This window comes from Mycobacterium cajalii (assembly GCF_045809005.2).
GTDB lineage: Bacteria > Actinomycetota > Actinomycetes > Mycobacteriales > Mycobacteriaceae > Mycobacterium.
The window spans coordinates 4,962,211-4,983,615 of the sequence record NZ_CM141436.1 but is presented as its reverse complement, the minus strand read 5'-3'; the positions used below and the strand labels follow the sequence as shown (position 1 = coordinate 4,983,615).

Annotated in this window: 21 protein-coding genes; 14 read left to right on the top strand and 7 right to left on the bottom strand. The window is 69.8% G+C overall.

The window, feature by feature from the left end:
- Positions 1 to 142: 142 nt before the first annotated feature.
- On the bottom strand, positions 143 to 577 hold the full coding sequence (locus tag ACJ512_RS23605) for a DUF4307 domain-containing protein (protein ID WP_407685612.1): 435 nt from the start codon (positions 575 to 577) through the stop codon (positions 143 to 145).
- Between the two features lie 113 nt (positions 578 to 690).
- Between ACJ512_RS23605 and mca the strand changes: the two genes are divergently transcribed.
- Genes mca through ACJ512_RS23585 form a run of 4 tightly spaced genes read left to right on the top strand, consistent with a single transcriptional unit; the run spans position 691 to position 4,288 of the window.
- Positions 691 to 1,563, top strand: coding sequence for a mycothiol conjugate amidase Mca (gene mca / locus ACJ512_RS23600; protein WP_369737340.1), 873 nt, complete (start codon positions 691 to 693; stop codon positions 1,561 to 1,563).
- Positions 1,560 to 1,871, top strand: coding sequence for a hypothetical protein (locus ACJ512_RS23595; protein WP_369737342.1), 312 nt, complete (start codon positions 1,560 to 1,562; stop codon positions 1,869 to 1,871). The genes mca and ACJ512_RS23595 overlap by 4 nt, the downstream gene beginning before the upstream one ends.
- Complete coding sequence (locus ACJ512_RS23590; RefSeq protein WP_407685611.1) at positions 1,858 to 3,882, top strand: thioredoxin domain-containing protein; 2,025 nt, start codon at positions 1,858 to 1,860, stop codon at positions 3,880 to 3,882. Before ACJ512_RS23595 ends, ACJ512_RS23590 begins: the two co-directional genes overlap by 14 nt.
- 22 nt (positions 3,883 to 3,904) lie before the next feature.
- Positions 3,905 to 4,288: a nuclear transport factor 2 family protein gene (locus tag ACJ512_RS23585; RefSeq protein WP_369737344.1), complete on the top strand. Its 384-nt coding sequence runs from the start codon at positions 3,905 to 3,907 to the stop codon at positions 4,286 to 4,288.
- Between the two features lie 13 nt (positions 4,289 to 4,301).
- Here ACJ512_RS23585 and trhA read toward each other — a convergent pair whose 3' ends face one another.
- On the bottom strand, positions 4,302 to 5,072 hold the full coding sequence (gene trhA, locus ACJ512_RS23580; RefSeq protein ID WP_369737345.1) for a PAQR family membrane homeostasis protein TrhA: 771 nt from the start codon (positions 5,070 to 5,072) through the stop codon (positions 4,302 to 4,304).
- Positions 5,073 to 5,236: 164 nt separating this feature from the next.
- On the opposite strand from trhA, the gene ACJ512_RS23575 reads away from it, so the two are divergent.
- The 3 genes from ACJ512_RS23575 (at position 5,237) to ACJ512_RS23565 (ending at position 7,807) form a co-directional block, all read left to right on the top strand.
- Positions 5,237 to 6,025 (top strand): (2Z,6E)-farnesyl diphosphate synthase, encoded by a 789-nt coding sequence (locus ACJ512_RS23575; RefSeq protein WP_407685610.1) that lies wholly within the window; start codon positions 5,237 to 5,239, stop codon positions 6,023 to 6,025.
- Positions 6,026 to 6,178: 153 nt separating this feature from the next.
- Positions 6,179 to 7,279, top strand: coding sequence for a methyltransferase (locus ACJ512_RS23570; RefSeq protein ID WP_369737347.1), 1,101 nt, complete (start codon positions 6,179 to 6,181; stop codon positions 7,277 to 7,279).
- 105 nt (positions 7,280 to 7,384) lie between these two features.
- Positions 7,385 to 7,807 carry a hypothetical protein gene (locus ACJ512_RS23565; protein WP_369737348.1) on the top strand — a complete coding sequence of 141 codons (423 nt, stop codon included), beginning with the start codon at positions 7,385 to 7,387 and terminating at the stop codon, positions 7,805 to 7,807.
- 41 nt (positions 7,808 to 7,848) lie between these two features.
- Here ACJ512_RS23565 and coaA read toward each other — a convergent pair whose 3' ends face one another.
- Positions 7,849 to 8,787 (bottom strand): type I pantothenate kinase, encoded by a 939-nt coding sequence (gene coaA, locus ACJ512_RS23560; protein ID WP_369737350.1) that lies wholly within the window; start codon positions 8,785 to 8,787, stop codon positions 7,849 to 7,851.
- Positions 8,788 to 8,913: 126 nt separating this feature from the next.
- Here coaA and glyA point away from each other — a divergent pair, with 126 nt between their 5' ends.
- From glyA to ACJ512_RS23535, 5 genes are all read left to right on the top strand, one after another.
- Positions 8,914 to 10,194 (top strand): serine hydroxymethyltransferase, encoded by a 1,281-nt coding sequence (gene glyA / locus ACJ512_RS23555; protein WP_369741469.1) that lies wholly within the window; start codon positions 8,914 to 8,916, stop codon positions 10,192 to 10,194.
- 98 nt (positions 10,195 to 10,292) lie between these two features.
- Positions 10,293 to 11,120, top strand: coding sequence for an acyl-ACP desaturase (locus ACJ512_RS23550; RefSeq protein ID WP_369737351.1), 828 nt, complete (start codon positions 10,293 to 10,295; stop codon positions 11,118 to 11,120).
- A 195-nt stretch (positions 11,121 to 11,315) separates the two neighbouring features.
- Positions 11,316 to 12,617: a PhoH family protein gene (locus ACJ512_RS23545; protein ID WP_407685609.1), complete on the top strand. Its 1,302-nt coding sequence runs from the start codon at positions 11,316 to 11,318 to the stop codon at positions 12,615 to 12,617.
- 25 nt (positions 12,618 to 12,642) lie between these two features.
- Positions 12,643 to 13,518 (top strand): polysaccharide deacetylase family protein, encoded by an 876-nt coding sequence (locus tag ACJ512_RS23540; protein ID WP_369737353.1) that lies wholly within the window; start codon positions 12,643 to 12,645, stop codon positions 13,516 to 13,518.
- An 86-nt stretch (positions 13,519 to 13,604) separates the two neighbouring features.
- Positions 13,605 to 15,050, top strand: coding sequence for an adenylate/guanylate cyclase domain-containing protein (locus ACJ512_RS23535; RefSeq protein WP_407685630.1), 1,446 nt, complete (start codon positions 13,605 to 13,607; stop codon positions 15,048 to 15,050).
- Here ACJ512_RS23535 and ACJ512_RS23530 read toward each other — a convergent pair.
- Both ACJ512_RS23530 and glpX read right to left on the bottom strand, forming a co-directional pair.
- Positions 15,047 to 16,477 (bottom strand): class II fumarate hydratase, encoded by a 1,431-nt coding sequence (locus ACJ512_RS23530; protein WP_407685608.1) that lies wholly within the window; start codon positions 16,475 to 16,477, stop codon positions 15,047 to 15,049. The genes ACJ512_RS23535 and ACJ512_RS23530 overlap by 4 nt on opposite strands.
- Positions 16,478 to 16,506: 29 nt before the next feature.
- Positions 16,507 to 17,586 carry a class II fructose-bisphosphatase gene (gene glpX / locus ACJ512_RS23525; protein WP_369737370.1) on the bottom strand — a complete coding sequence of 360 codons (1,080 nt, stop codon included), beginning with the start codon at positions 17,584 to 17,586 and terminating at the stop codon, positions 16,507 to 16,509.
- An 80-nt stretch (positions 17,587 to 17,666) separates the two neighbouring features.
- Between glpX and ACJ512_RS23520 the strand changes: the two genes are divergently transcribed.
- Both ACJ512_RS23520 and ACJ512_RS23515 read left to right on the top strand, forming a co-directional pair.
- Positions 17,667 to 18,359 (top strand): DUF4245 domain-containing protein, encoded by a 693-nt coding sequence (locus ACJ512_RS23520; protein WP_407685607.1) that lies wholly within the window; start codon positions 17,667 to 17,669, stop codon positions 18,357 to 18,359.
- An 18-nt stretch (positions 18,360 to 18,377) separates the two neighbouring features.
- A complete protein-coding gene (locus ACJ512_RS23515; RefSeq protein ID WP_407685606.1) occupies positions 18,378 to 19,175 on the top strand; it encodes a dienelactone hydrolase family protein in 798 nt (265 codons plus the stop codon).
- Here the strand turns inward: ACJ512_RS23515 and ACJ512_RS23510 are convergent.
- The gene (locus tag ACJ512_RS23510) at positions 19,156 to 20,259 is read right to left on the bottom strand and encodes an AI-2E family transporter (RefSeq protein WP_369737373.1); all 1,104 of its coding nucleotides are present in this window, start codon (positions 20,257 to 20,259) and stop codon (positions 19,156 to 19,158) included. The two genes, ACJ512_RS23515 and ACJ512_RS23510, sit on opposite strands and share 20 nt — an antisense overlap.
- 63 nt (positions 20,260 to 20,322) lie before the next feature.
- Positions 20,323 to 21,405 carry a 3-beta-hydroxysteroid dehydrogenase gene (locus ACJ512_RS23505; protein ID WP_407685605.1) on the bottom strand — a complete coding sequence of 361 codons (1,083 nt, stop codon included), beginning with the start codon at positions 21,403 to 21,405 and terminating at the stop codon, positions 20,323 to 20,325.

The window sequence follows — 21,405 nt, the reverse complement described above, 5'->3', positions numbered from 1 at the left end:
CGCCTCGGGAACCCCCGGTTGCTGCCGCGTCGCCCCGCCCACGGCCATTAATGCAGCAATACACGGTCCCAGCAGGAACCGTGCATTCATCCATGTTACCACCGCGGAAACATCTGGTGACCCACAAATTCGCAGTTCGCGGTCAGGACGGTCGCAGATAGTCGGGGACGTCGGTGCCGCAGCCGTAGATGTCGGCCATCATCGGCGGCCGGTAGGAGTCCACGGTTGTCGTGACCTGCACCGTGGCCTGGTCGGATGGCGGGACCAGCACCTCTCGTCGACCGGTCTCGCTGCCGTCCCGGGCGCGAACCCGCACGATGCAGTCCACGGGCCGCGACGGGTCCGAGCGCGTCACGCTGATCGTCACCGAGGCCGTCTCGTCGTCGATGACCTGGTAGCCGGCCAGCGAACCCGAGACGTCGCTGGTGCCGAGCCGTTGATAGCCGATGACGGCGACCACGACACCGGCCGCGACCGCGAGGACGGCCAGCGCGATGGCCAGGCCCCGCCGCGACATCCGCGACAGTCGAGGACGCCCGTAGCGGCCCTCGGGGCGAGGAATAAAAGTCTCGCTCATGCGTGATTCATATCTGGATGGCGATCGGGCAACCCCGGCCTAGGGGATGCCGACGATCGAGAACTGCAATTATATGGTCGAACGGGCCGGCCGGCGGAGCGACGAGGGAGCGTGTGAGCGAACTGCGGTTGATGGCGGTGCATGCCCACCCCGACGACGAATCCAGCAAGGGTGCGGCCACACTGGCCAAGTATGCCGACAAGGGGCATCGCGTGCTGGTGGTGACGTTGACCGGCGGGGAACGCGGCGACATCCTCAACCCGGCGATGGACCTGCCCGACGTGCGCGGGCGATTGCCGGAGGTCCGCCGCGACGAGATGGCGAAGGCGGCCGAGATCCTGGGCGTGGAGCACGCCTGGCTGGGTTTCGTCGACTCCGGGTTGCCCCAGGGCGAACCGCCGCCGCCGCTGCCCGAGGGCTGCTTCGCGCTGGCGCCGCTGGAGGAGTCGGTCGAGGCGCTGGTGCGCCTGGTTCGCGAGTTCCGGCCGCACGTGATCACCACCTACGACGAGAACGGCGGCTACCCCCATCCCGACCACATCCGCTGCCACCAGGTCTCGGTCGGCGCCTTCGAGGCCGCGGGCGACTACCGGCGCTTCCCGGAGGCCGGCGACCCGTGGACGGTGTCCAAGCTCTACTACATCCACGGGTTCCTGCGGGCGCGCATGCAGTTGCTGCACGACGAGGCCCTCAAGCACGGCCGCGACGCCCCGTTCAAGAAGTGGCTCGAGCACTGGGATCCCGAGCATGACCCGTTCGAGTCGCGGGTGACGACGCGTGTGGAGTGCTCGGCTTATTTCGGCCGGCGCGACGACGCACTGCGGGCGCACGCCACGCAGATCGACCCCAACCACGACTTCTTCGCCGCTCCCATCGCATGGCAGGAGCGGCTGTGGCCGACCGAGGAGTTCGAGTTGGCCCGCTCCCGGGTGCCGGTCCGCCTGCCCGAGGACGACTTGTTCGCCGGAATCGAGGTCGACGGGTGAATCATGTTCTTCTCGCGGCCCATGTCGCGGTTTGGGCCGACGGTGCGCCGCGCAACCATGGGCCCGACTTCGGCAAGGCCAGCCCGCTGGGGCTGCTGGTGATCGTGCTGCTGCTGATTGCCACGCTGTTTCTGCTGCGGTCGATGAACCGGCAACTGAAGAAGGTGCCCGAATCGTTCGACCCCGAGCACCCGGCCCCCGACCAGGCCGCGGACGAGGGCACCGACACCGTCGACCCGGCCGCGGACGAGGGGGGCGACGTCGACGGCGCGACGCGGCCACCAGGATCCGGTGATGAGCCCCGCTGACCTGGCCCGGACGAACACGCTGGGGCTGGCGGCCAGCCCGTACCTGCGCCAGCACGCCGACAATCCCGTGCACTGGCAGCAGTGGACGCCGGAGGCGCTGGCGGCCGCGGCGGCGCGCGACGTGCCGATCCTGCTGTCCGTCGGCTACGCCGCCTGCCACTGGTGTCACGTCATGGCCCACGAGTCGTTCGCGGACGACGAGGTGGCCGCCGCGATGAACGCGGGGTTCGTCTGCGTCAAGGTCGACCGCGAGGAGCGGCCGGACATCGACGCGGTCTACATGAACGCCACCGTCGCGCTCACCGGTCAGGGGGGCTGGCCGATGACATGCTTTCTGACCCCCGACGGCCGGCCCTTCTTCTGCGGCACGTACTACACGAAAGACGATTTTCTGAAGATCCTCACGGCCGTCACGGAGACCTGGCGGGACCGCCGCGACGACGTCGAGGAGGCGTCTGACCGCATCGCCGGGGAGCTGCGGACGATGACGGCCACGTTCTGGGAGCAAGCAAGCGGGAGTTCGGCGTTGGTCCCGGCGGTGTGCGACCACGCCGTCGCGGCACTGCTGGCCGGCGAGGACAAGGTCAACGGCGGCTTCGGCGATGCACCCAAGTTCCCGTCGGCTGCCGTGCTCGAGGCGTTGTTGCGCAACTACGAGCGCACCCGTTCGCCGGCCGCCCTGGAGGCGGTCGAACGCGCCGGCAACGCGATGGCCCGCGGCGGAATCTACGACCAGCTCGCCGGTGGCTTCGCCCGGTACAGCGTCGACAACGCCTGGGTGGTCCCGCATTTCGAGAAGATGCTCTACGACAACGCGCTGCTGCTGCGCGCCTACGCGCACTGGGCCCGCCGCACCGGGGATCCGCTGGCCCGCCGCATCGCCGCCGAGACGGCGCGCTTCCTGCTCGTCGAGCTGTCCGACGCCGACATGTTCGTCTCGTCGCTGGACGCCGACGCCGACGGCCGCGAGGGTTCGACCTACGTCTGGACGCGCAAGCAGCTGAGCGAGGTGCTCGGTGACGACGAAGGCCGCTGGGCGGCGCAGATTTTCGCGGTGACACGGTCCGGCACGTTCGAGGACCGGGCCTCGGTGCTGCAGCTGCGCGAAGACCCCGACGATCCGCAACGCTTGGAACGGGTGCGGTCCGCGCTGCTGGCCGCCCGCCGCACCCGGGCCCAGCCGGGCCGCGACGACAAGGTCGTCACCTGCTGGAACGGGCTGGCGATCGCCGCGCTGGCCGAGGCCAGCGTGGCTCTGGACGAACCCGAGTTGGCCCGCGCCGCGGCGCGCTGTGCGGCCGCGCTGCTGGACCTGCATATCGTCGGCGGCCGGCTGCGGCGGACCAGCCTGGGCGGGGTGGTCGGCGACAGCGCCGCCACCCTGGACGATCACGCGATGCTGGCCGCCGGCCTGCTGGCGCTGTATCAGCTGACCGCCCAGGAGGACTGGCTGACGGCGGCGGCCGGGCTGCTGGACACCGCGCTGGAGCGCTTCGCCGACCCGGACCGGCCCGGCCGCTGGTTCGACACGGCCGACGATGCCGAGGAGCTGATGTTGCGGCCCGCCGACCCGCTGGACGGCGCGACGCCGTCGGGCGCGTCGTCGGTCACCGAGGCGCTGCTGACTGCGGCGCACCTGGTCGACGGGCCCCGCGCCGAACGGTACCTGCAGGCGGCCTCCGCCGCGCTCGACGCCCATTCGGTGCTGCTGGCGCAGGCGCCGCGCTCGGCCGGCAACTGGGTGTCGGTCGCCGAGCTGGCGGTTCGCGGGCCGCTGCAGGTCGCTGTCGCCTGCGACCCGGCACGCTCGGAGCTGCTCGCCGAGGCGCGCCGCCTGGCGCCCGGCGGGGCGATTGTCGTCGGGGGCGCGCCCGACTCGTCGGCGCTGCTCGCCGGCCGCGCCAGGGTCGGCGACGCCGACGCTGCCTACGTGTGCCGGGGCCGGGTGTGCGACCTCCCGGTGACCCGGGCCGCGGAGCTGGCCGCGGCCCTGGGTATCCCCCGGCGCTAGCGCGGCCGTTACCCTGCGTCTCATGCCGCACGCCGACGATCGCACCCCAGCGATCACCGCAACCGTCAACCGTTACATCGCGCTGGTCGCCGGGGGCAGCGCGGACGAGTTGGTCGAGCTCTACGCCGACGATGCCACGGTCGAGGACCCGGTCGGCGGTGAGGTGCACATCGGCCGCCAGGCGATCCACGGCTTCTACTCCGCGCTCGAGGGTGCGCAGCGCGAGTGCGAACTGGTGTCGCTGCGGGTGGCCGGCAACGAGGCGGCTTTCCAGTTCCGGCTGACCGTGAACGCGGGCGGTCAGCGGATGCTGATCGAGCCGATCGACGTCATGGCCTTCGACGAGCGCGGCAAGGTCACCACGATGAAGGCGTACTGGTCGGCCACCGACGTGACCCAGCTCTGAAGCTCCGGCGCGATCAGGCCGGGTGGCCGACGTAGAAGACCGCCAGCCACATGGCGATGTAGTGCAGTACCGCCGCGAGCACGGTGAACGTGTGGAACACCTCGTGATAGCCGAACGTGCGCGGCCACGGGTCGGGCCAGCGCAGTGCGTAGAACACGCCGCCGACGCTGTAGAACACTCCGCCGACGGCCAGCAGCACCATCGCCGCCACCCCGGCGGTGTGGATGATCGTCGGGGCGTACCACACCGCCACCCAGCCCAGCAGAAGATACAGCGGCACGCCCACCCAGCGGGGCGCCGTCGGCCAGAACACCTTCAGCACGATCCCCGCCGCCGCGCCGCCCCACACGATCCACAGCACCGTCACCCCGGTGCTCTGCGGCATGGCCAGGCGCGCGAACGGAGTGTAGCTGCCGGCGATGAACAAGAAGATCGTCGAATGGTCCAGCCGCTTCATCCACTGCCGGGCGGCCACCGATTTCCACTGGACGCGGTGGTAGGTGGCGCTGACGGCGAACATCGCCACGGTGGCCGCGGCGTAGATGAGCGTCGAATGCCCGGCGCGGGGCGAGGCGAGCGCCCACGACACCGACACCAGGGTCGTCCCGCACACCACCGCCAGCCACGCCGAGTAGAAGTGGATCCAGCCGCGCATCCGCGGCTTCGTCAGGATCCGGGCGGCGTCTTCGACGAGCTCTTCGACCGGGTTCTCCGGGGCGGATGACTCTGATCGGGGTTCCGAATCGGCCCCCGAATCGGCGGGTGTGCTGGTTTGCCTGCTCATGTCTCCTGTTGCCTTGCACGTCGGGCTCGCACGTCGAAAAACATGCCACGAGCGCTGGCCTTCCACACTAGCCGCGGAGGGTCGTCGCTGCGATGACGCCCGCGCGGTGTCATCCGCCGCAATCACGGCGGGAATCGGGCCGCCCGACAGTAGGGTGGGTCTTCGTGGAGATCATCCCGCCCCGGCTCAAGGAGCCGCTCTACAAGGTCTACGAGCTGCGGCTGCGGCAGGGCCTGGCCGCGTCCAAAGCCGAACTGCCGCGCCACATCGCGGTCCTGTGCGACGGCAACCGGCGTTGGGCGCGCGACGCGGGTTACGACGACGTCAGCTACGGCTACCGGATGGGCGCCGCCAAGATCGCCGAGATGCTGCGCTGGTGTCAGGAGGCCGGCATCGAGATGACCACCGTCTACCTGCTGTCCACCGAGAACCTGCAACGCGATCCCACCGAGCTGGCCGGGCTGATCGAGATCATCACCGATGTCGTCGAGGAGATCTGCGCCCCGGCCAACCGCTGGAGCGTGCGCACCGTCGGGGACCTCGAGCTGCTCGGCGAGGAACCGGCCCGGCGGCTGCGCGGCGCGGTGAAGTCGACACCGGCCGTGGCGTCCTTCCACGTCAACGTCGCGGTCGGCTACGGCGGCCGCCGCGAGATCGTCGACGCGGTGCGGGCGTTGCTGGGCAAGGAACTCGCCAACGGCGCGACGGCCGAGGAACTCGTCGAGGCGGTGACCGTGGACGCCATCTCCGAGAACCTCTACACCTCCGGGCAACCCGACCCCGACCTGGTGATCCGCACGTCCGGCGAACAACGTCTGTCCGGGTTCCTGCTGTGGCAGAGCGCGTACTCGGAGATGTGGTTCACCGAGGCGCACTGGCCCGCGTTCCGCCGGGTGGACTTCCTGCGCGCGTTGCGCGCCTACAGCGAGCGGCACCGCAGGTACGGCAAGTAGCGAGGGTTATCGGCGGGTCCCCGGCGTGCCAGACCTGCGCGGGCGCGTCGATGCCGGTTCGCCGACCGCGGCCCCGCGTTGACGAACCCGGTGCACCCGCGCCGCGGCAGTTACTCTCGCAGCCGGGGCATCGGTTACCGAAAGGGCACTGGAATGGCTATGTCGACGATTCCGCCCGCGAAGGTCGTCCGGGCGATCGAACGCGCCAGGCATCACCTCGGCCGGCTGTACCGCCGGACGCTTCCCGCTCCGGCGGTCTTGCTGGAAATGCTGATGGACGCGTGGGTGGCGCAGGCGATCACGGCGGCGGCCGATCTCGGCATCGCCGACGCGCTGGCGAGCGGCCCGCTCGCGGCCGGGGACCTGGCGAAGGCGGTCGGCGCGGACACCGACGCACTCACCCGGCTCATGCGCGCCCTGATCTCGCGCGGGATATTTCGCCAGCGCCGTGACGGCCGCTACGACCTGACCCCGCTGGCTCAGCCGCTGCGTCGCGACGCCGAGATCTCGCTGGCCGCGTGGGCCCGCTGGGCGGGCTCGCCCCAGCTGCGCGAGCGCTGGAGCCATCTCAGCGACGGCATCCGCGCGGGCCGATGCGTCGCCGCCGAGATGGCCGACCAGAACATGTTCGACTACCTGGCCGGCCAGCCGGAACTGAACGATATCTTCAACCAGGCCATGACCAACGTCTCCGAACTCTCGATCGCCCCGCTCATGGCGGCCTACGACTTCGGGAGCTTCGGTGCCCGCGCCACCATCGTCGACGTCGGGGGTGGGCACGGCCGGCTGCTTTCGGCCATCCTGGCCGCCACCCCGCAGGCGCGCGGCGTCCTGTTCGACATGCCGCAGGTGGTGGCGGGGGCGCCGGAGGAACTGCGCAGACACCGCGTCGCCGACCGCGTCGAGATCGCCGAGGGTTCGTTCTTCGACGACGTGATTCCGCCCGGCGGCGACATCTACGTCCTGAAGAACGTGATCCACGACTGGCTCGACGACGACGCCGAGCGCATCCTGCGCAACGTGCGCTCGGCGTGCGCGACCGGCAAGCACGTGCTGCTCATCGAGCTGGTGATCCCGGCGCACGACCGCGACTCCCCCGGCAAATGGCTGGACCTGGACATGTTCGTCAGCGCCGCCGCCCGCGAACGCACCGCGGAGGAATACCGCCGGCTCCTGCAGCGCGCCGGCTTCCGGCTGACGCGGGTGGTCGAGACGGCCTCGCCGTTCAGCGTCATCGAGGCCGAGGCGGTGTAGGCGGGGTCGGTGGCAGTGGTTGGCAGTGCCGCGCGTCGACGTGGCAGTGCTCCGCGGCGACGCTGAGACGTGTTCGACCCATCCGCCATCGCAAGGAGTGATCGCATGACCTCGGTATCCGGTGCGTCCGGTCTCGGCGCCCCTCATCTCTACGACTCGACCGACTCGCTGCTGCGTTTCGCCATGCGCGCCGACGCGACGGTGACCGGGCTGTGCGGGCTCGCCGTCGCCTTCGCCGCCGACCCGCTGTCGTCGCTGACCGGCCTGCCGTCGGGCGTGGAATACGGCCTCGGCGCCGCTTTCGTGCTTTACGGGCTGGTGGTGTTCAGCCTCGCGGCGGTGCCCCGTCCGCGCCGCGCCGGGGCCAGTGTCGTCGTCGCGAACGTCGCTTGCACGCTGGCCGCGGTGCTGGCCGCCGACCTGGTGCCCATGACCGGCCTCGGGGTTGCGGCGATGCTGGGCAGCGCCGTGTACACGACGGCGTTCGCCGCGCTGCAGTATCTGGGGGTGCGCCGCCTGGCGGCCTGAGCGCCCGACGCGTGGCTGCGGGGTCCGGGCGGGCCCCGCAGCTACAGCTTGCGCAGGCGCAGCCGGTTGATGGAGTGGTTGGCGTCCTTGCGCAGCACCAGGGTCGCGCGCGGCCGGGTGGGCAGGATGTTCTCGACCAGGTTGGGCCGGTTGATCGAGCGCCAGATCTCGCGCGCGGCGGCGACGGCCTTGGTGTCGCTGAGGGGCGCGTAGTGGTGGAAGTGCGATTCGGGGTCGGCGAACGCCGTGCTGCGCATGGCCAGGAACCGCGAGATGTACCACTGCTCGATGTCCTCGATGCGGGCGTCCACGTACAGCGAGAAGTCGAACAGGTCCGAGACCATCAGGGTCGGGCCGGTCTGCAGGACGTTGAGGCCCTCCAGGATCAGGATGTCGGGGTGGCGGACGACCTGCTTGGCCGCGGGGATGATGTCGTAGTGCAGGTGGGAGTACACCGGCGCGCACGCGTACTCGGAACCGGACTTGACCGCGGTCACGAAACGCATCAGCGCCCGCCGGTTGTAGCTCTCGGGAAATCCCTTGCGGTGCATCAAGTTTCGCCGGTCCAGCTCGGCGTTGGGGTACAGGAACCCGTCGGTGGTCACCAGGTCGACCCGCGGGTGGTGTTCCCAGCGGGCCAGCAGGGCCTTCAGCACGCGCGCGGTCGTCGACTTGCCGACCGCGACGCTGCCGGCGACGCCGATGATGAACGGCACGGGCCGGTCGGGGTTCTGCTGCGGTTCGCCGAGGAACTCCGCCGTGGCAGCAAACAGGCGCTGGCGGGCGGCGACCTGGAGGTGGATGAGCCGGGCCAGCGGCAGGTACACCTCTTCGACTTCGAGCAGGTCGATTTGCTCGCCGAGTCCGCGCAGGCTGACGAGCTCCTCCTCGGTGAGGGCCAGCGGCGTCGACATGCGAAGCGCACGCCATTGCTTCCGGTCGAACTCCACATAAGGGCTCGGCTCGCTAAGCCGCGGCATAGAGCAAGTGTGGCAGGGCCCGTCGGGCGCCCGACGGCTGGGCTGGCTAAAAGTGCCGCTCGATAGACTGCCCGTGTGACTGCTGCACCTGACGCCCGCGCCACCGCTCCCGGCACGTCCTCTGTGATGTCCGCCCCGCTCGCCGAGGTCGACCCGGACATCGCGGAGTTGATCGGCAAGGAGCTGCAGCGGCAGCGCGACACCCTGGAGATGATCGCGTCGGAGAACTTCGTGCCGCGCGCGGTGCTGCAGGCCCAGGGCAGTGTGCTGACCAACAAGTACGCCGAGGGTCTGCCCGGCCGGCGCTACTACGGCGGCTGCGAGTACGTCGACGTCGTGGAGAACATCGCCCGCGACCGGGCCAAGGCGCTTTTCGGCGCGGAGTTCGCCAACGTCCAGCCGCATTCGGGGGCCCAGGCCAATGCGGCGGTGCTGCACGCGTTGATGACGCCGGGGGAGCGGCTGCTGGGGCTGGACCTGGCCAACGGCGGGCACCTGACGCACGGCATGAAGCTGAACTTCTCCGGCAAGCTCTACGAGACCGGTTTCTACGGCGTCGACCCCACCACGCACCTGGTCGACATGGACGCGGTTCGGGCCAAGGCCCTCGAGTTCCGTCCGAAGGTCATCATCGCCGGCTGGTCGGCGTATCCGCGGACCCTCGACTTCGCGGCGTTCCGGGCGATCGCCGACGAGGTCGACGCCAAGTTGTGGGTGGACATGGCGCACTTCGCCGGCCTGGTGGCCGCCGGACTGCACCCGTCGCCGGTGCCGCACTCCGACGTGGTGTCCACCACCGTGCACAAGACGTTGGGCGGAGCCCGCTCCGGCATGATCATGGGTAAGCAGGAGTACGCCAAGGCCGTCAACTCGGCGGTCTTCCCGGGCCAGCAGGGCGGCCCGCTGATGCACGTAGTGGCGGGCAAGGCGGTCGCGCTCAAGATCGCCACCACGCCGGAGTTCGCCGACCGGCAGCGGCGCACGCTGTCCGGCGCGCGCCTCATCGCCGAGCGGCTGACGGCCCCCGACGTGACCAAGGCCGGCGTGTCGGTGGTCAGCGGCGGCACCGACGTCCACCTGGTGCTGGTCGACCTGCGCGATTCGCCGCTCGACGGGAAGGCCGCCGAGGACCTGTTGCACGACATCGGCATCACCGTCAACCGCAACGCGGTGCCCAATGACCCCCGCCCGCCGATGGTGACGTCGGGGTTGCGGGTGGGGACCCCGGCGCTGGCCACCCGCGGTTTCGCCGACGCCGAGTTCGCCGAGGTCGCCGACATCATCGCCACCGCGCTCGCGGCGGGGACGTCGGCCGACGTCGCCGCGCTCCGGCGCCGGGTCACCACGCTGGCCGCGAACTTTCCCCTCTACGAGGGCATCGAGGACTGGACGCTGGTCGACGGTTAGCGGACGGCCGGTCGGTCCCGAAAGGACCAAAGTCACCAATCGGTTGCGACACGACCGGAGAATTTCACTCACCTGTGTACGCAGGTTACAGTAACCCCATGGCACAGAAACCTGTCGCTAATGCGCTGACGCTGGAACTCGAGCCCGTCGTCGAGGCGAACATGGACCGGCACCTCAACACCGAGGAACTCTGGTTCGCCCACGACTACGTGCCGTTCGAACGCGGGGAGAACTTCGCCTTCCTGGGCGGTCGCGACTGGGATGCGTCGCAGGCCACGCTGCCCAAGGACATCACCGACGCCTGCGAGATCATGTTGCTGCTCAAGGACAACCTCGCCGGCCATCACCGCGAGCTCGTCGAGCACTTCATCCTCGAGGAGTGGTGGGGCCGCTGGCTGGGCCGCTGGACCGCCGAGGAGCACCTGCACGCGATCGCTTTGCGCGAATACCTGGTGGTGACCCGCGAGGTCGACCCGACCGCCAACGAGCAGGCGCGGGTCGAGCACGTGATGAAGGGCTACCGCGCCGACACGTACACCCAAGTTGAAACCCTGGTGTACATGGCGTTCACCGAACGCACCCATGCGATCTTCTGCGCCAACCTGGCGGCCAAGGTCGAGGAGCCGGTCCTGGCCGGACTCGTCGACCGCATCGCCCGCGACGAGGTGCGGCACGAGGAGTTCTTCTCCAACCTCGTCGCGCACTGCCTCGACTACACCCGCGACGAGACCATCGCGGCGATCGCGGCCCGCGCCGCCGACCTGCAGGTCCCCGGCGCCGACATCGACTCCTACCAGGACAAGGTGCGCAACGTCGCCCAGGCGGGCATCTTCGGTCCCGCGGAACTGCGGCAGGCGATCTCGGACCGCATCACCGCCTGGGGTGTGGCCGACGAGCCCGCGCTGGGCCAGTTCGTCATCGGTTAAGACCTCGGCGCGCCTGCGCGGCGCGCACGCGCCCACGAGAGTAGCGTCGTCGGTGATGGCCAGCGACAAGCTCAGCTGCCAGGGCGGCACCTCCCGTCAACACAACGGCAGGACCGGCCCCGGCCCTGGTGTCGCGATTCCCACCGACATGCCTGTGTGGGTCCGCGCGGGCTCAACCCGCTCGAGGAGCGCCACGTGACCGATATCCGGACCTACGTTCTCGACACCTCCGTGCTGCTGTCCGACCCGTGGGCGTGCAGCCGGTTCGCCGAGCACGAGGTGGTGGTTCCGCTGGTGGTGATCAGCGAACTGGAGGCCAAACGGCACCACCACGAGCTGGGGTGGTTCGCGCGTCAGGCGTTGCGCCTGTTCGACGACCTGCGCCTCGAGAACGGACGACTCGATCAGCCTATTTCCGTTGGGACACAAGGTGGTACGCTGCACGTCGAGCTGAACCACACCGATCCCTCGGTGCTGCCGGCCGGCTTCCGCACCGACAGCAACGACTCCCGGATCCTGAGCTGCGCCGCCAACCTCGCCGCCGAAGGTCGACGAGTTACGTTGGTCAGCAAGGATATTCCGCTTCGGGTCAAGGCGGCTGCGGTGGGCCTGCCCGCCGACGAGTACCACGCCCAGGACGTCGTGACCTCCGGCTGGTCGGGGATGCACGAGATCGACACCGCAGCCGAGGACATCGACACGCTGTTCGCCGACGGTGAGATCGACTTGGCCGAGGCGCGGGATTTGCCGTGCCACACCGGGATTCGGCTTCTTGGCGGCAGCTCGCATGCGCTCGGCCGGGTCACCGCCACCAAACGCGTCCAGCTGGTCCGCGGTGACCGCGAGGTGTTCGGGCTGCGCGGCCGTTCCGCCGAGCAGCGGGTCGCGCTCGACCTGCTGCTCGACGAGTCGGTGGGCATCGTGTCGCTGGGCGGCAAGGCCGGCACCGGGAAGTCCGCGCTGGCGTTGTGCGCGGGCCTGGAGGCCGTGCTGGAACGGCGGACCCACCGCAAGGTGGTGGTGTTCCGCCCGCTCTACGCGGTCGGCGGCCAGGAGCTGGGCTACCTGCCGGGCAGCGAGAGCGAGAAGATGGGGCCGTGGGCGCAGGCGGTGTTCGACACCCTCGAGGGCCTGGCCAGCCCGGCGGTTCTCGACGAGGTGCTCTCCCGGGGCATGCTCGAGGTGCTCCCGCTCACCCACATCCGCGGCCGCTCCCTGCACGACTCGTTCGTCATCGTCGACGAGGCCCAGTCGCTGGAACGCAACGTCCTGCTGACGGTGTTGTCCCGGTTGGGCACGGGCTCGCGGGTGGTGCTGACCCACGACATCGCCCAGCGCGACAACCTGCGAGTCGGCCGCCACGACGGGGTCGTGGCGGTGATCGAGAAGCTCAAGGGCCACCCGCTGTTCGCCCACATCACGCTGCTGCGCAGTGAGCGCTCACCGATCGCCGCGCTGGTCACCGAGATGCTCGAGGAGATCGCCGGGCCGCACTGAGCGCGCAGGACGGTAGGCTGCGAGCGTGCCGAAACGACCCGACAGCCAGGCCTGGCGCTACTGGCGGACCGTTCTCGGCGTCGTGGCGGCCGTCGCGGTGCTGGTCATCGGCGGCCTCACCGGCCACGTCACCCGCGCGGAGAACCTCAGTTGCGCGGTGGTCAAGTGCGTCGCGCTGACGTTCGACGACGGGCCGAGCCCGTTCGACGGCCGGCTGCTGAAAATCCTGAAGGACAACGACGCCAAGGCGACGTTCTTTTTGATCGGCAACAAGGTGGCGGCCGACCCGGCCGGGGCCAGGCGCATCGCCGACGCCGGCATGGAGATCGGCAGCCACACCTGGGAACACCCCAACATGACGACGATCCCCCCGCAGGACATCGCCGGCCAGTTCTCGAGGGCCAACGACGCGATCAGTGCCGCGACCGGCCGCACGCCCGCGCTGTACCGTCCCGCCGGGGGGCTGTCCGACGACGCGGTGCGCCGGACCGCCGCTCGTTTTGGTTTGGCCGAAATCCTTTGGGACGTCATCCCTTTCGACTGGGCGAACGACTCGAACACGGCTGCGACGCGCGCAATGCTGATGACCTACGTCAAGCCCGGCTCCGTGGTGCTGTTCCACGACACCTACTCGAGCACCGTGGATTTGGTATACCAGTTCATCCCGGTACTCAAGGCCAACGGCTACCGCATGGTGACGGTCAGCGAACTGCTGGGGCCGCGGGCGCCGGGCAGCAGCTACGGTAGCCGGGAGAACGGGCCGCCGGCCAACGTCCTGCATGACATCCCGGCGAGCGAGATCCCGGCGCTGCCCGACACACCGTCACCCAAGCCGATGCCCAATTTCCCGATCACCGACATCCCGGGCCAGAACTCGGGCGGGCCGAACAACGGTGCCTAGCCCGCGGCCGGGCCGCGCGCGGCTACCGTTGTAGCGTGAGCACGGCAGCGGCATCCGGTGCGGGGCAGCGCAAGTCCGCACGCCGCCTGTCGATTCAGTACGGGACCGACCTCGCCGTGGCCTACGTCATCGGACTGCTCGACGCGTCGGCCATCCTGATCCCGCTGGGGCGCCGCACCTCGGTGTCCTTCGCCAGGCACGACGCGGTGGCGGTGGTGGTACTGGGCCTGCTGGGCGCCCTCGGCGTCGCCGTGGCGGGCGTGCTCAACCTCGCTCCCACGCTGCGGTGGTTCGCATCGGGGTCCGAACCCGATCCGGATCAGCGGGACACCGCGATGAAACTCGCACGCCACCAGGCGATCATCCTGTTCGGGGCTTGGGCGGTGACCGGCGGGACATCGCTGCTGCTGAACCGGTCCGCCGGCGCGGCGCTGCTGCTGCCCATCGGGCTCGGCGTGCTGTTCGGCGGCCCGGCCACCGCGGGCACCGGTCTGCTGCTCACCCAACGCATCGTGCGGCCCATTATGGTGGCCGCCACCCGCAACGGCGAGCCCCGGGTGGCCGTGCCCGGTGTGTTCGCGCGACTGATCATGCTGTGGTTCCTGTGTAGCGCGCTGCCCATCGGCGTCATCGCGGCATTCGTCGCGCTGCGGTCCTACGGATTGCTCTTCGCGAGGTCGGCTTCGCTGGACGTGCCCATCCTGGTGGTGTCGCTCGCCGCGCTGCTGCTGGGGCTGCCCACGATGATCCTGACGTCGCGATCCATCTCCGATCCTCTGGGCGACGTGGTGGAGGCGATGGCCGAAGTGGAGCACGGCCGCATCGACACCTACGTGGGTGCCTACGAGCGCTCCCAAATCGGCCGTCTGCAATCAGGATTCAACAGGATGGTCGCCGGGCTCGCCGAGCGGGACCGGTTGCGTGACCTGTTCGGGCGCCACGTCGGGGCGGACGTCGCGCAGCGGGCCATCCAGGAGGGCGCGTCGCTGTCCGGCGACGTCGTGGAGGCGGCGGTGTTGTTCATCGACCTGGTGGGCTCGACGCAGCTCGCCGAAAGCCGCCCCCCGCAAGAGGTCGCGGACGTGCTCAACGACTTCTTCCGGATCGTCGTGGACGCGGTCGACGCACATCAGGGGCTGGTCAACAAGTTCGCGGGTGACGCCGCGCTGGCCGTCTTCGGGGCGCCGCTGCGCAGTAGTGAACCGGCGGCGGCCGCGCTGGCGACGGCGCGCGCGCTGGGCACCCAGCTGCGCCGGCTGCCGATCGACTTCGGCATCGGGGTCTCGGCAGGCCGCGTCTTCGCCGGCAACATCGGCGCCGAAAACCGCTACGAGTACACGGTGATCGGGGACGCCGTCAACGAGGCGGCGCGGCTGGCCGACCTGGCCAAGACCTCCGAGCGGCGGATCCTGTGTTCGGCGGCGGCCGTCGAGGAGGCCGGCGAGGCCGAACGGGCGCGGTGGGCCGAATGCTATTCCACGGTGTTGCGCGGGCGCTCGGAGGCGACCCACGTGTCGGCGCCGGCGGGTTAGGGCCCGTCCGGGGTGGCCTCGGCCTCGACCCGGGCCATCGCCAACACGTCGAGGCGGCGGTCCAGCTCCTCGATCGAGAGCTTGTCGCCGATCAGCCCGCGGTCGATGACGGTCTGCCGAATGGTCTTGCGTTCCTTGAGCGCCTGTTTGGCCACCGCCGCGGCCTCCTCGTAGCCGATGGCCGAGTTCAGCGGCGTCACGATCGACGGGGAGGATTCGGCCAGCTCGCGCAGGTGCTCGACGTTGGCCTTCAGCCCGACGATGCAGCGTTCGGCGAACAGCGTCGACACGTTGGTCAGCAGCTTGAAGGACTCCAGGATGTTGCGGGCCATCATCGGGATGTAGACGTTGAGCTCGAAGGCGCCGTTCGCTCCGCCCCAGGCGATCGCGGCGTCGTTGCCGATCACCTGCGCTGCGACCTGGGTAACCGCTTCCGGCAGAACCGGATTGACCTTGCCCGGCATGATCGAACTGCCGGGCTGCAGGTCCGGCAGCTGGATTTCGGCCAGCCCGGTCAGCGGACCCGACCCCATCCAGCGCACGTCGTTGGCGATCTTGGTCAGCGACACCGCGATGGTGCGCAGCGCACCGGAGGCCTCGACCAATCCGTCGCGGGCGGCCTGGGCCTCGAAAGAGTTTGTCGCGGTGCGCAACTGGGAGATGCCCGTCCGCTCCACCAGCACCGCCACGACCTTGGTGCCGAAGCCGTCGGGGGCGTTGAGGCCGGTGCCGACGGCGGTGCCGCCGATGGCCAGCTCCCCGAGCCGGGGCAGGGTGGCGCGCACCCGCTCGATGCCGGCCTCGACCTGGCGGGCGTACCCGCTGAACTCCTGGCCCAGGGTCACCGGGACCGCGTCCATCAGGTGGGTGCGGCCCGACTTGACCACCGTCTGCCACTCGTCGGCCTTGGCGGCCAACGCGCCCTGCAGCACCTCCAGCGCGGGGATCAGGTGACTCACCGCGGCCTCGGTGGCCGCGATGTGGGTGGCGGTGGGGAAGGTGTCGTTGGAGGACTGCGACATGTTGACGTCGTCGTTGGGGTGCACCGTGACGCCGTTGCGTGCGGCGATGGAGGCGATCACCTCGTTGGTGTTCATGTTGGAGCTGGTGCCCGAACCCGTCTGGAAGACGTCGATCGGGAACTGGTCGTCGTGCTGGCCGTCGGCGATCTCGGCCGCCGCGGCCATGATCGCGTCGGCCTTCTCCGGGGCCAGCAGCCCGAGGTCCTTGTTCACCTGGGCGCAGGCGCCCTTGAGCAGGCCCAGCGCCCGGATCTGGGTGCGCTCCAGGCCGCGGCCCGAGATCGGGAAGTTCTCCACCGCGCGTTGAGTTTGGGCGCGCCACAACGCTTTTGCGGGCACCCGGACCTCGCCCATGGTGTCGTGCTCGATGCGGTACTCGGTGCTTTCGGAGCCGTCAGCGGCCATTGGTGAACGTCCTCGCTGGTGGTGTCGGATTACGGTAGGGGATAGGCGGCGGAACTGTCGCCGGTGAAGTCGATGGCGGAGTACTCGTTGAGCTTCGAGAGCCGGTGGTAGGCCTCGATCATGCGTACGGTGCCCGACTTCGACCGCATCACGATCGACTGGGTGGTGCAGCCGCCGGGGTAGTACCGCACCCCCTTGAGCAGGTCGCCGTCGGTGACGCCGGTGGCGCAGAAGAAGACGTTCTCCCCGGACACCAGGTCCTCGGTGGTCAGCACCTGGTCGAGGTCGTAGCCGGCGTCGAGCGCCTTGCGGCGTTCCGCGTCATCCACCGGCGCCAGCTGCGCTTGGATGGCGCCGCCCATGCAGCGGATCGCCGCGGCGGCGATGATGCCCTCCGGGGTCCCGCCGATGCCGGCCAGCATGTCGGTACCCGACTGGTACCGGCACGCCGAGATGGCGCCGGCGACGTCGCCGTCGGTGATCAGCCGGATGCGCGCGCCGGTGGCCCGGACGTCCTCGATCAGCTGCGCGTGCCGGGGCCGGTCCAGGATGCACACCGTCATGTCGCGCACCGACAGGTGTTTGACCTTGGCCACCGCCCGGATGTTCTCGGCGATCGGCGCGGTGATGTCGAGCACGTGCACCGCCTCGGGCCCGACGGCGATCTTGTTCATGTAGTAGACCGCCGACGGGTCGAACATCGCCCCGCGCTCGGCCACGGCCAGCACCGAGATCGCGTTGGGCATGCCCTTGCTCATCAGCGTCGTGCCGTCGATCGGGTCGACGGCGAAGTCGCACTCCGGGCCGTCGCCGTTGCCGACCTCCTCGCCGTTGTAGAGCATCGGCGCGTCGTCCTTCTCGCCCTCGCCGATGACGACCACGCCGCGCATCGACACCGAGTTGACCAGTTCGCGCATCGCGTCGACGGCCGCCCCGTCGCCGCCCTCCTTGTCGCCGCGGCCCACCCAGCGCCCGGCGGCCATGGCGCCGGCCTCGGTGACCCGCACGAGCTCGAGCGCCAGGTTGCGGTCCGGGGCTTCCCCGCGCGAGCGCGGGTGCGTCGGGCCGCGGCGCCCGGGTTCCGACGGTCGGTCGCCCTCAACTGTCATAGCTGCTGATTGTTACAGAAGCACGCCCGTCCGCTGGAGCTGGGCTGTGGCTGGCGCCGGCCGGCTGGAATACTGCAGGGGTGACCGAGAAACCGCAGGCGGGCGCCGAGTTGGCCGGCGAGCCCGGGCCCGCTGCCCGGCCGGCCAAGCCGCGGCTGCTGCAGGACGGTCGCGACATGTTCTGGTCGCTGATGCCGCTGGTGCTGGGGTGCATCCTGCTGGCGGGCGTGGTCGGGATGTGTTCGTTCCAGCTCACCGGGACCAACAAGGGGACGATCCCGTCCTACGACGCGACGGCGGCCCTGCGCTCGGACGCCCAGACGCTGGGCTTTCCCATTCGCCAACCGCATCTGCCGGCGGGCTGGCAGCCCAACTCCGGCGGTCGCGGTGACATCCCGAACGGTCGGACCGACCCCGCGACCGGTCGGCGGAGCAACGCACTCACCTCCACCGTGGGTTACATCAGCCCCACCGGGATGTACATGAGGCTGACCCAGAGCGACGCCGACGAGACCCGGCTGGTCGCCTCCATCCATGCCGAGGCTTACCCGACCGGTTCGGTCGACGTCTCCGGCACCAACTGGGTCGTCTATCGCGGCAGCGGTCAGAGCGGCGCGGACGCCGAGCCGATCTGGACGACCAGGCTGGCCGGCCCGGCCGGTGCCACCCAGATCGCGATCACCGGCGCCGGCGGCACCGACCAGTTCCGTACGCTGGCGTCGGCGACGCAGTCCCAGCCGCCGCTGCCGGGCCCGCAAAAACACGGGAACTAGAAGGGGCGAGGGGATCACGTGACCGCACCCGAAGCAGACCTGTCCGGATGGTCGGTGGCCCCGTTCACCGGTGGCGACTACACCCATGACGTGTACCGCAAGGGCAGCGGTCCCGGGGTGGTGCTGATCCCGGAGATGCCGGGAATTCACCCCGGCGTGCTGGGGCTCGGCAATCACCTGGTGGATCGGGGCTTCACCGTGGCCATCCCCTCGCTGTTCGGCGAGCCGGGCAAGCGGAAGACCGCCGGCTACATCGCCGGCGCCATCGCCCGCGCTTGTGTGGCGCGGGAATTCGCGGCGTTCGCGACCGACAAGCAGCGGCCGGTCTCGTTGTTTCTGCGGGCGCTGGCCCGCGACCTCAACGCCTCGACGCCGGGCAAGGGCGTCGGCGTGATCGGCCAGTGCTTCACCGGTGGCTTCGCGCTGGCCGCCGCGGTCGACGACAGCGTGCTGGCGCCGGTGCTCAGCCAGCCGTCCGTCCCGTTCCCGATGACCGCAGCGCAGCGACGCGACCCCGGGCTCAGCGCGGCCGAACTGGCCACCGTGGCCGACCGCTGCGCCAACGACGGCCTGTGCGCGATGGGATTGCGGTTCAGCGAGGACAAGATGTCCCCGCGTGATCGGTTCACCGCGCTCAAGGAGCGCCTCGGCGACGCGTTCGAGGTGATCGAGATCGACTCCGGCCGGGGCAACGCGCACGGTTTCGGCAAGATGGCGCATTCCGTTCTCACCGACGAGGTGCGCGAGGTCGACGGCCAGCCCGCCTACGAGGCCCGCAAAAGGGTGGTCGAGTTCCTCACTCGGCGACTGACTTAGGTTCCGTGGCCGGCGGCGCCCCCTGCCCGGCCTCCTCGTACACCGCGAGGTAGACGTCGAGGGTGGTGGTGATCAGGATCATCAGGACCGGGCCGATGACGATCCCCCAGGGACCGAACATGGCGATCCCGGAGAACACCGCGAGCAACATGAGTGCGGGGTTCAGGCGCGCGTCGCGGGGCACCAGGACCGGACGCAGGAAGTTGTCGATGTTCGTCACCACCACCAGATGCCAGAGCACCACGAACGCGCCACCGATGACGTGGCCGAAGAACATCATCGCGACGCCGAACGGGATCGTCACGATGCCCCCGCCCAGCGGGATGATCGACAACGCGGTCAGCACGATCGCGAAAACGAAGAAGCCGTGGTGGAATCCGCCGACGTAGATCGATGCCGCCCCGGCGACGCCCTGGCACAGTGCGATGACGAACTGGCCGCTGACGGTGCCGCGCACCATCGCGCCCGCATTCTGCAGGTACAGGTCGGTGACTTCCTCGCCGAGCGGGTTGAGCCGGGAGATCAGCGTCCGCATCTTCTCGCGGTGGACCAGCAGCGCGACGAACACGTACAGGAAGACGATGGCCGAGGCGATCGCGCCCGCGAGGCCGCCGACGGCGCCCTGCAGAAAATGCAGCAGCCATTCACCGGCGTTGCGCGCCACGGTGAGCGTCGCCTTGCGCAGCGTCTCCGCGGTGATCGTCACGTGCGCGAACGGAACTCGGGCCGCCACGCCGTTGACGAGCTGCAGCGTCCTCTGGCCCAGGCCGCTGAGGTCGGTCGTCCGGACCCAGCCGGCGATGCCCTCGACCATGCGCGAGATCTGAGCGATCGCCAGGACGACCAGCAGGCCGATCGGCGCGATCACGCTGGCCAGCGCCGACAGCAGGGTGCACGCGGCCGACAACCCGGTGCCCAGGCGCCTGTTGAACCACAGGAACAGTGGCGTGAACAGGTATGCCCCCACCGCGGCCACCACGATGAGCACGAAGTAGTCGCGCAGAAAATACGCACCGAACAGCAGCGCGACCACCGTGATGACCGCGAGGGCACGCTTTTGAGTGAGCGTGAATTCGGTGTTCACCGGACCGCCTCCGCCTCGCCGTTGAGCGCAACCTTAAACCCCGGTGACGGGCTGCGGCGGCGTCTAGCGAGTGGCCGCCGGCACCCGGCTCTTCATCTGTTCGAACAGCTCGACGTAGTAGGGCAGGCATTCGGTCAGCGCCTGCTCGGTGGTGAACTTGGGCCGATATCCGAGGTCCCGGGTCGCCTTGGCGATCGAGAAGAAGTTGTCCAGGTACAACCGCTCGACCGCGAGGGGCTCCAGCAGCGGCGCGGGCATGCCGAACCTGAAATGCAGTCGCTGCCAAACGGTCATCGCCGCCCGCACCATCGGCCCGTTCACCCGCACCCGGGGCCAGGGCTGCCCGCACGCCTCCACCACCGGCCGGGCGAACTCGAACATGTTGATCGGGTCGTCGTCGTTGATGAAGTAGGCCTGGCCGGGTGCGGTGCCGCCGGGCACCAGATGCTCGGCGGCCAGGATGAAACCGTGAATCAGGTTGTGCACGTAGGAGTTGTCCAACCGCGCCGACTTGCGGCCGATCAGCACCTTGACGTGGCCGGCGATCACGCTCTCGAACAGCTTGCGGAACATCGTCTGGTCCCCGCGACCCCAGATGCCGCTGGGCCGGATCGCGCACGTCAGCATGCCGTCGATTCCGTTCTGGGACAGCACGAATCGCTCGGCGACCACCTTGGTCTCGGTGTAGAGGTCGTTGAATCGTGCGGTGTAGGGCAGCGTCTCGTCGCCGCCGGCGATGTTCTGGCCGCCCATCACCACGCTGTTGGACGAGGTGTAGACGAACCGCTTCACCCCGGCCGCCTGCCCGGCGCGCACCAGGTTCTCGGTGCCGCCGACGTTGACCGCGAAGCTGCGCTGTCGGTACGCGTCGGTCACCGACGCGCCCCCCATCAACTCGATCAGGGCAGCGGTGTGGAACACCGTGTCGATGTCCTCGATCGCCCCGGCGCACACGGTCGTGTCGGTGATGTCCCCCTCGACGACGTCCAGGCCGGGATGCGGGGGCAGCGGCGAGGGCGCGCGGTCGAAGGAACGGACCCGGTACCCGCGGTCGAGCAGCGTGGTGACCAGGTTGGCGCCGACGAACCCCGACCCGCCGGTGACCAGGACACGGCCGAGTTCGGTTGTCAGTGATGCATCGCCCAT

Coding starts and splice junctions, on each gene's coding strand:
- ACJ512_RS23605 (WP_407685612.1), bottom strand. CDS start 577: ATGAGCGAGACTTTTATTCCTCGCCCCGAGGGCCGCTACGGGCGTCCT.
- ACJ512_RS23590 (WP_407685611.1), top strand. CDS start 1,858: ATGAGCCCCGCTGACCTGGCCCGGACGAACACGCTGGGGCTGGCGGCC.
- ACJ512_RS23585 (WP_369737344.1), top strand. CDS start 3,905: ATGCCGCACGCCGACGATCGCACCCCAGCGATCACCGCAACCGTCAAC.
- trhA (WP_369737345.1), bottom strand. CDS start 5,072: ATGAGCAGGCAAACCAGCACACCCGCCGATTCGGGGGCCGATTCGGAA.
- ACJ512_RS23570 (WP_369737347.1), top strand. CDS start 6,179: ATGGCTATGTCGACGATTCCGCCCGCGAAGGTCGTCCGGGCGATCGAA.
- ACJ512_RS23565 (WP_369737348.1), top strand. CDS start 7,385: ATGACCTCGGTATCCGGTGCGTCCGGTCTCGGCGCCCCTCATCTCTAC.
- coaA (WP_369737350.1), bottom strand. CDS start 8,787: ATGCCGCGGCTTAGCGAGCCGAGCCCTTATGTGGAGTTCGACCGGAAG.
- glyA (WP_369741469.1), top strand. CDS start 8,914: ATGTCCGCCCCGCTCGCCGAGGTCGACCCGGACATCGCGGAGTTGATC.
- ACJ512_RS23550 (WP_369737351.1), top strand. CDS start 10,293: ATGGCACAGAAACCTGTCGCTAATGCGCTGACGCTGGAACTCGAGCCC.
- ACJ512_RS23530 (WP_407685608.1), bottom strand. CDS start 16,477: ATGGCCGCTGACGGCTCCGAAAGCACCGAGTACCGCATCGAGCACGAC.
- glpX (WP_369737370.1), bottom strand. CDS start 17,586: ATGACAGTTGAGGGCGACCGACCGTCGGAACCCGGGCGCCGCGGCCCG.
- ACJ512_RS23505 (WP_407685605.1), bottom strand. CDS start 21,405: ATGGGCGATGCATCACTGACAACCGAACTCGGCCGTGTCCTGGTCACC.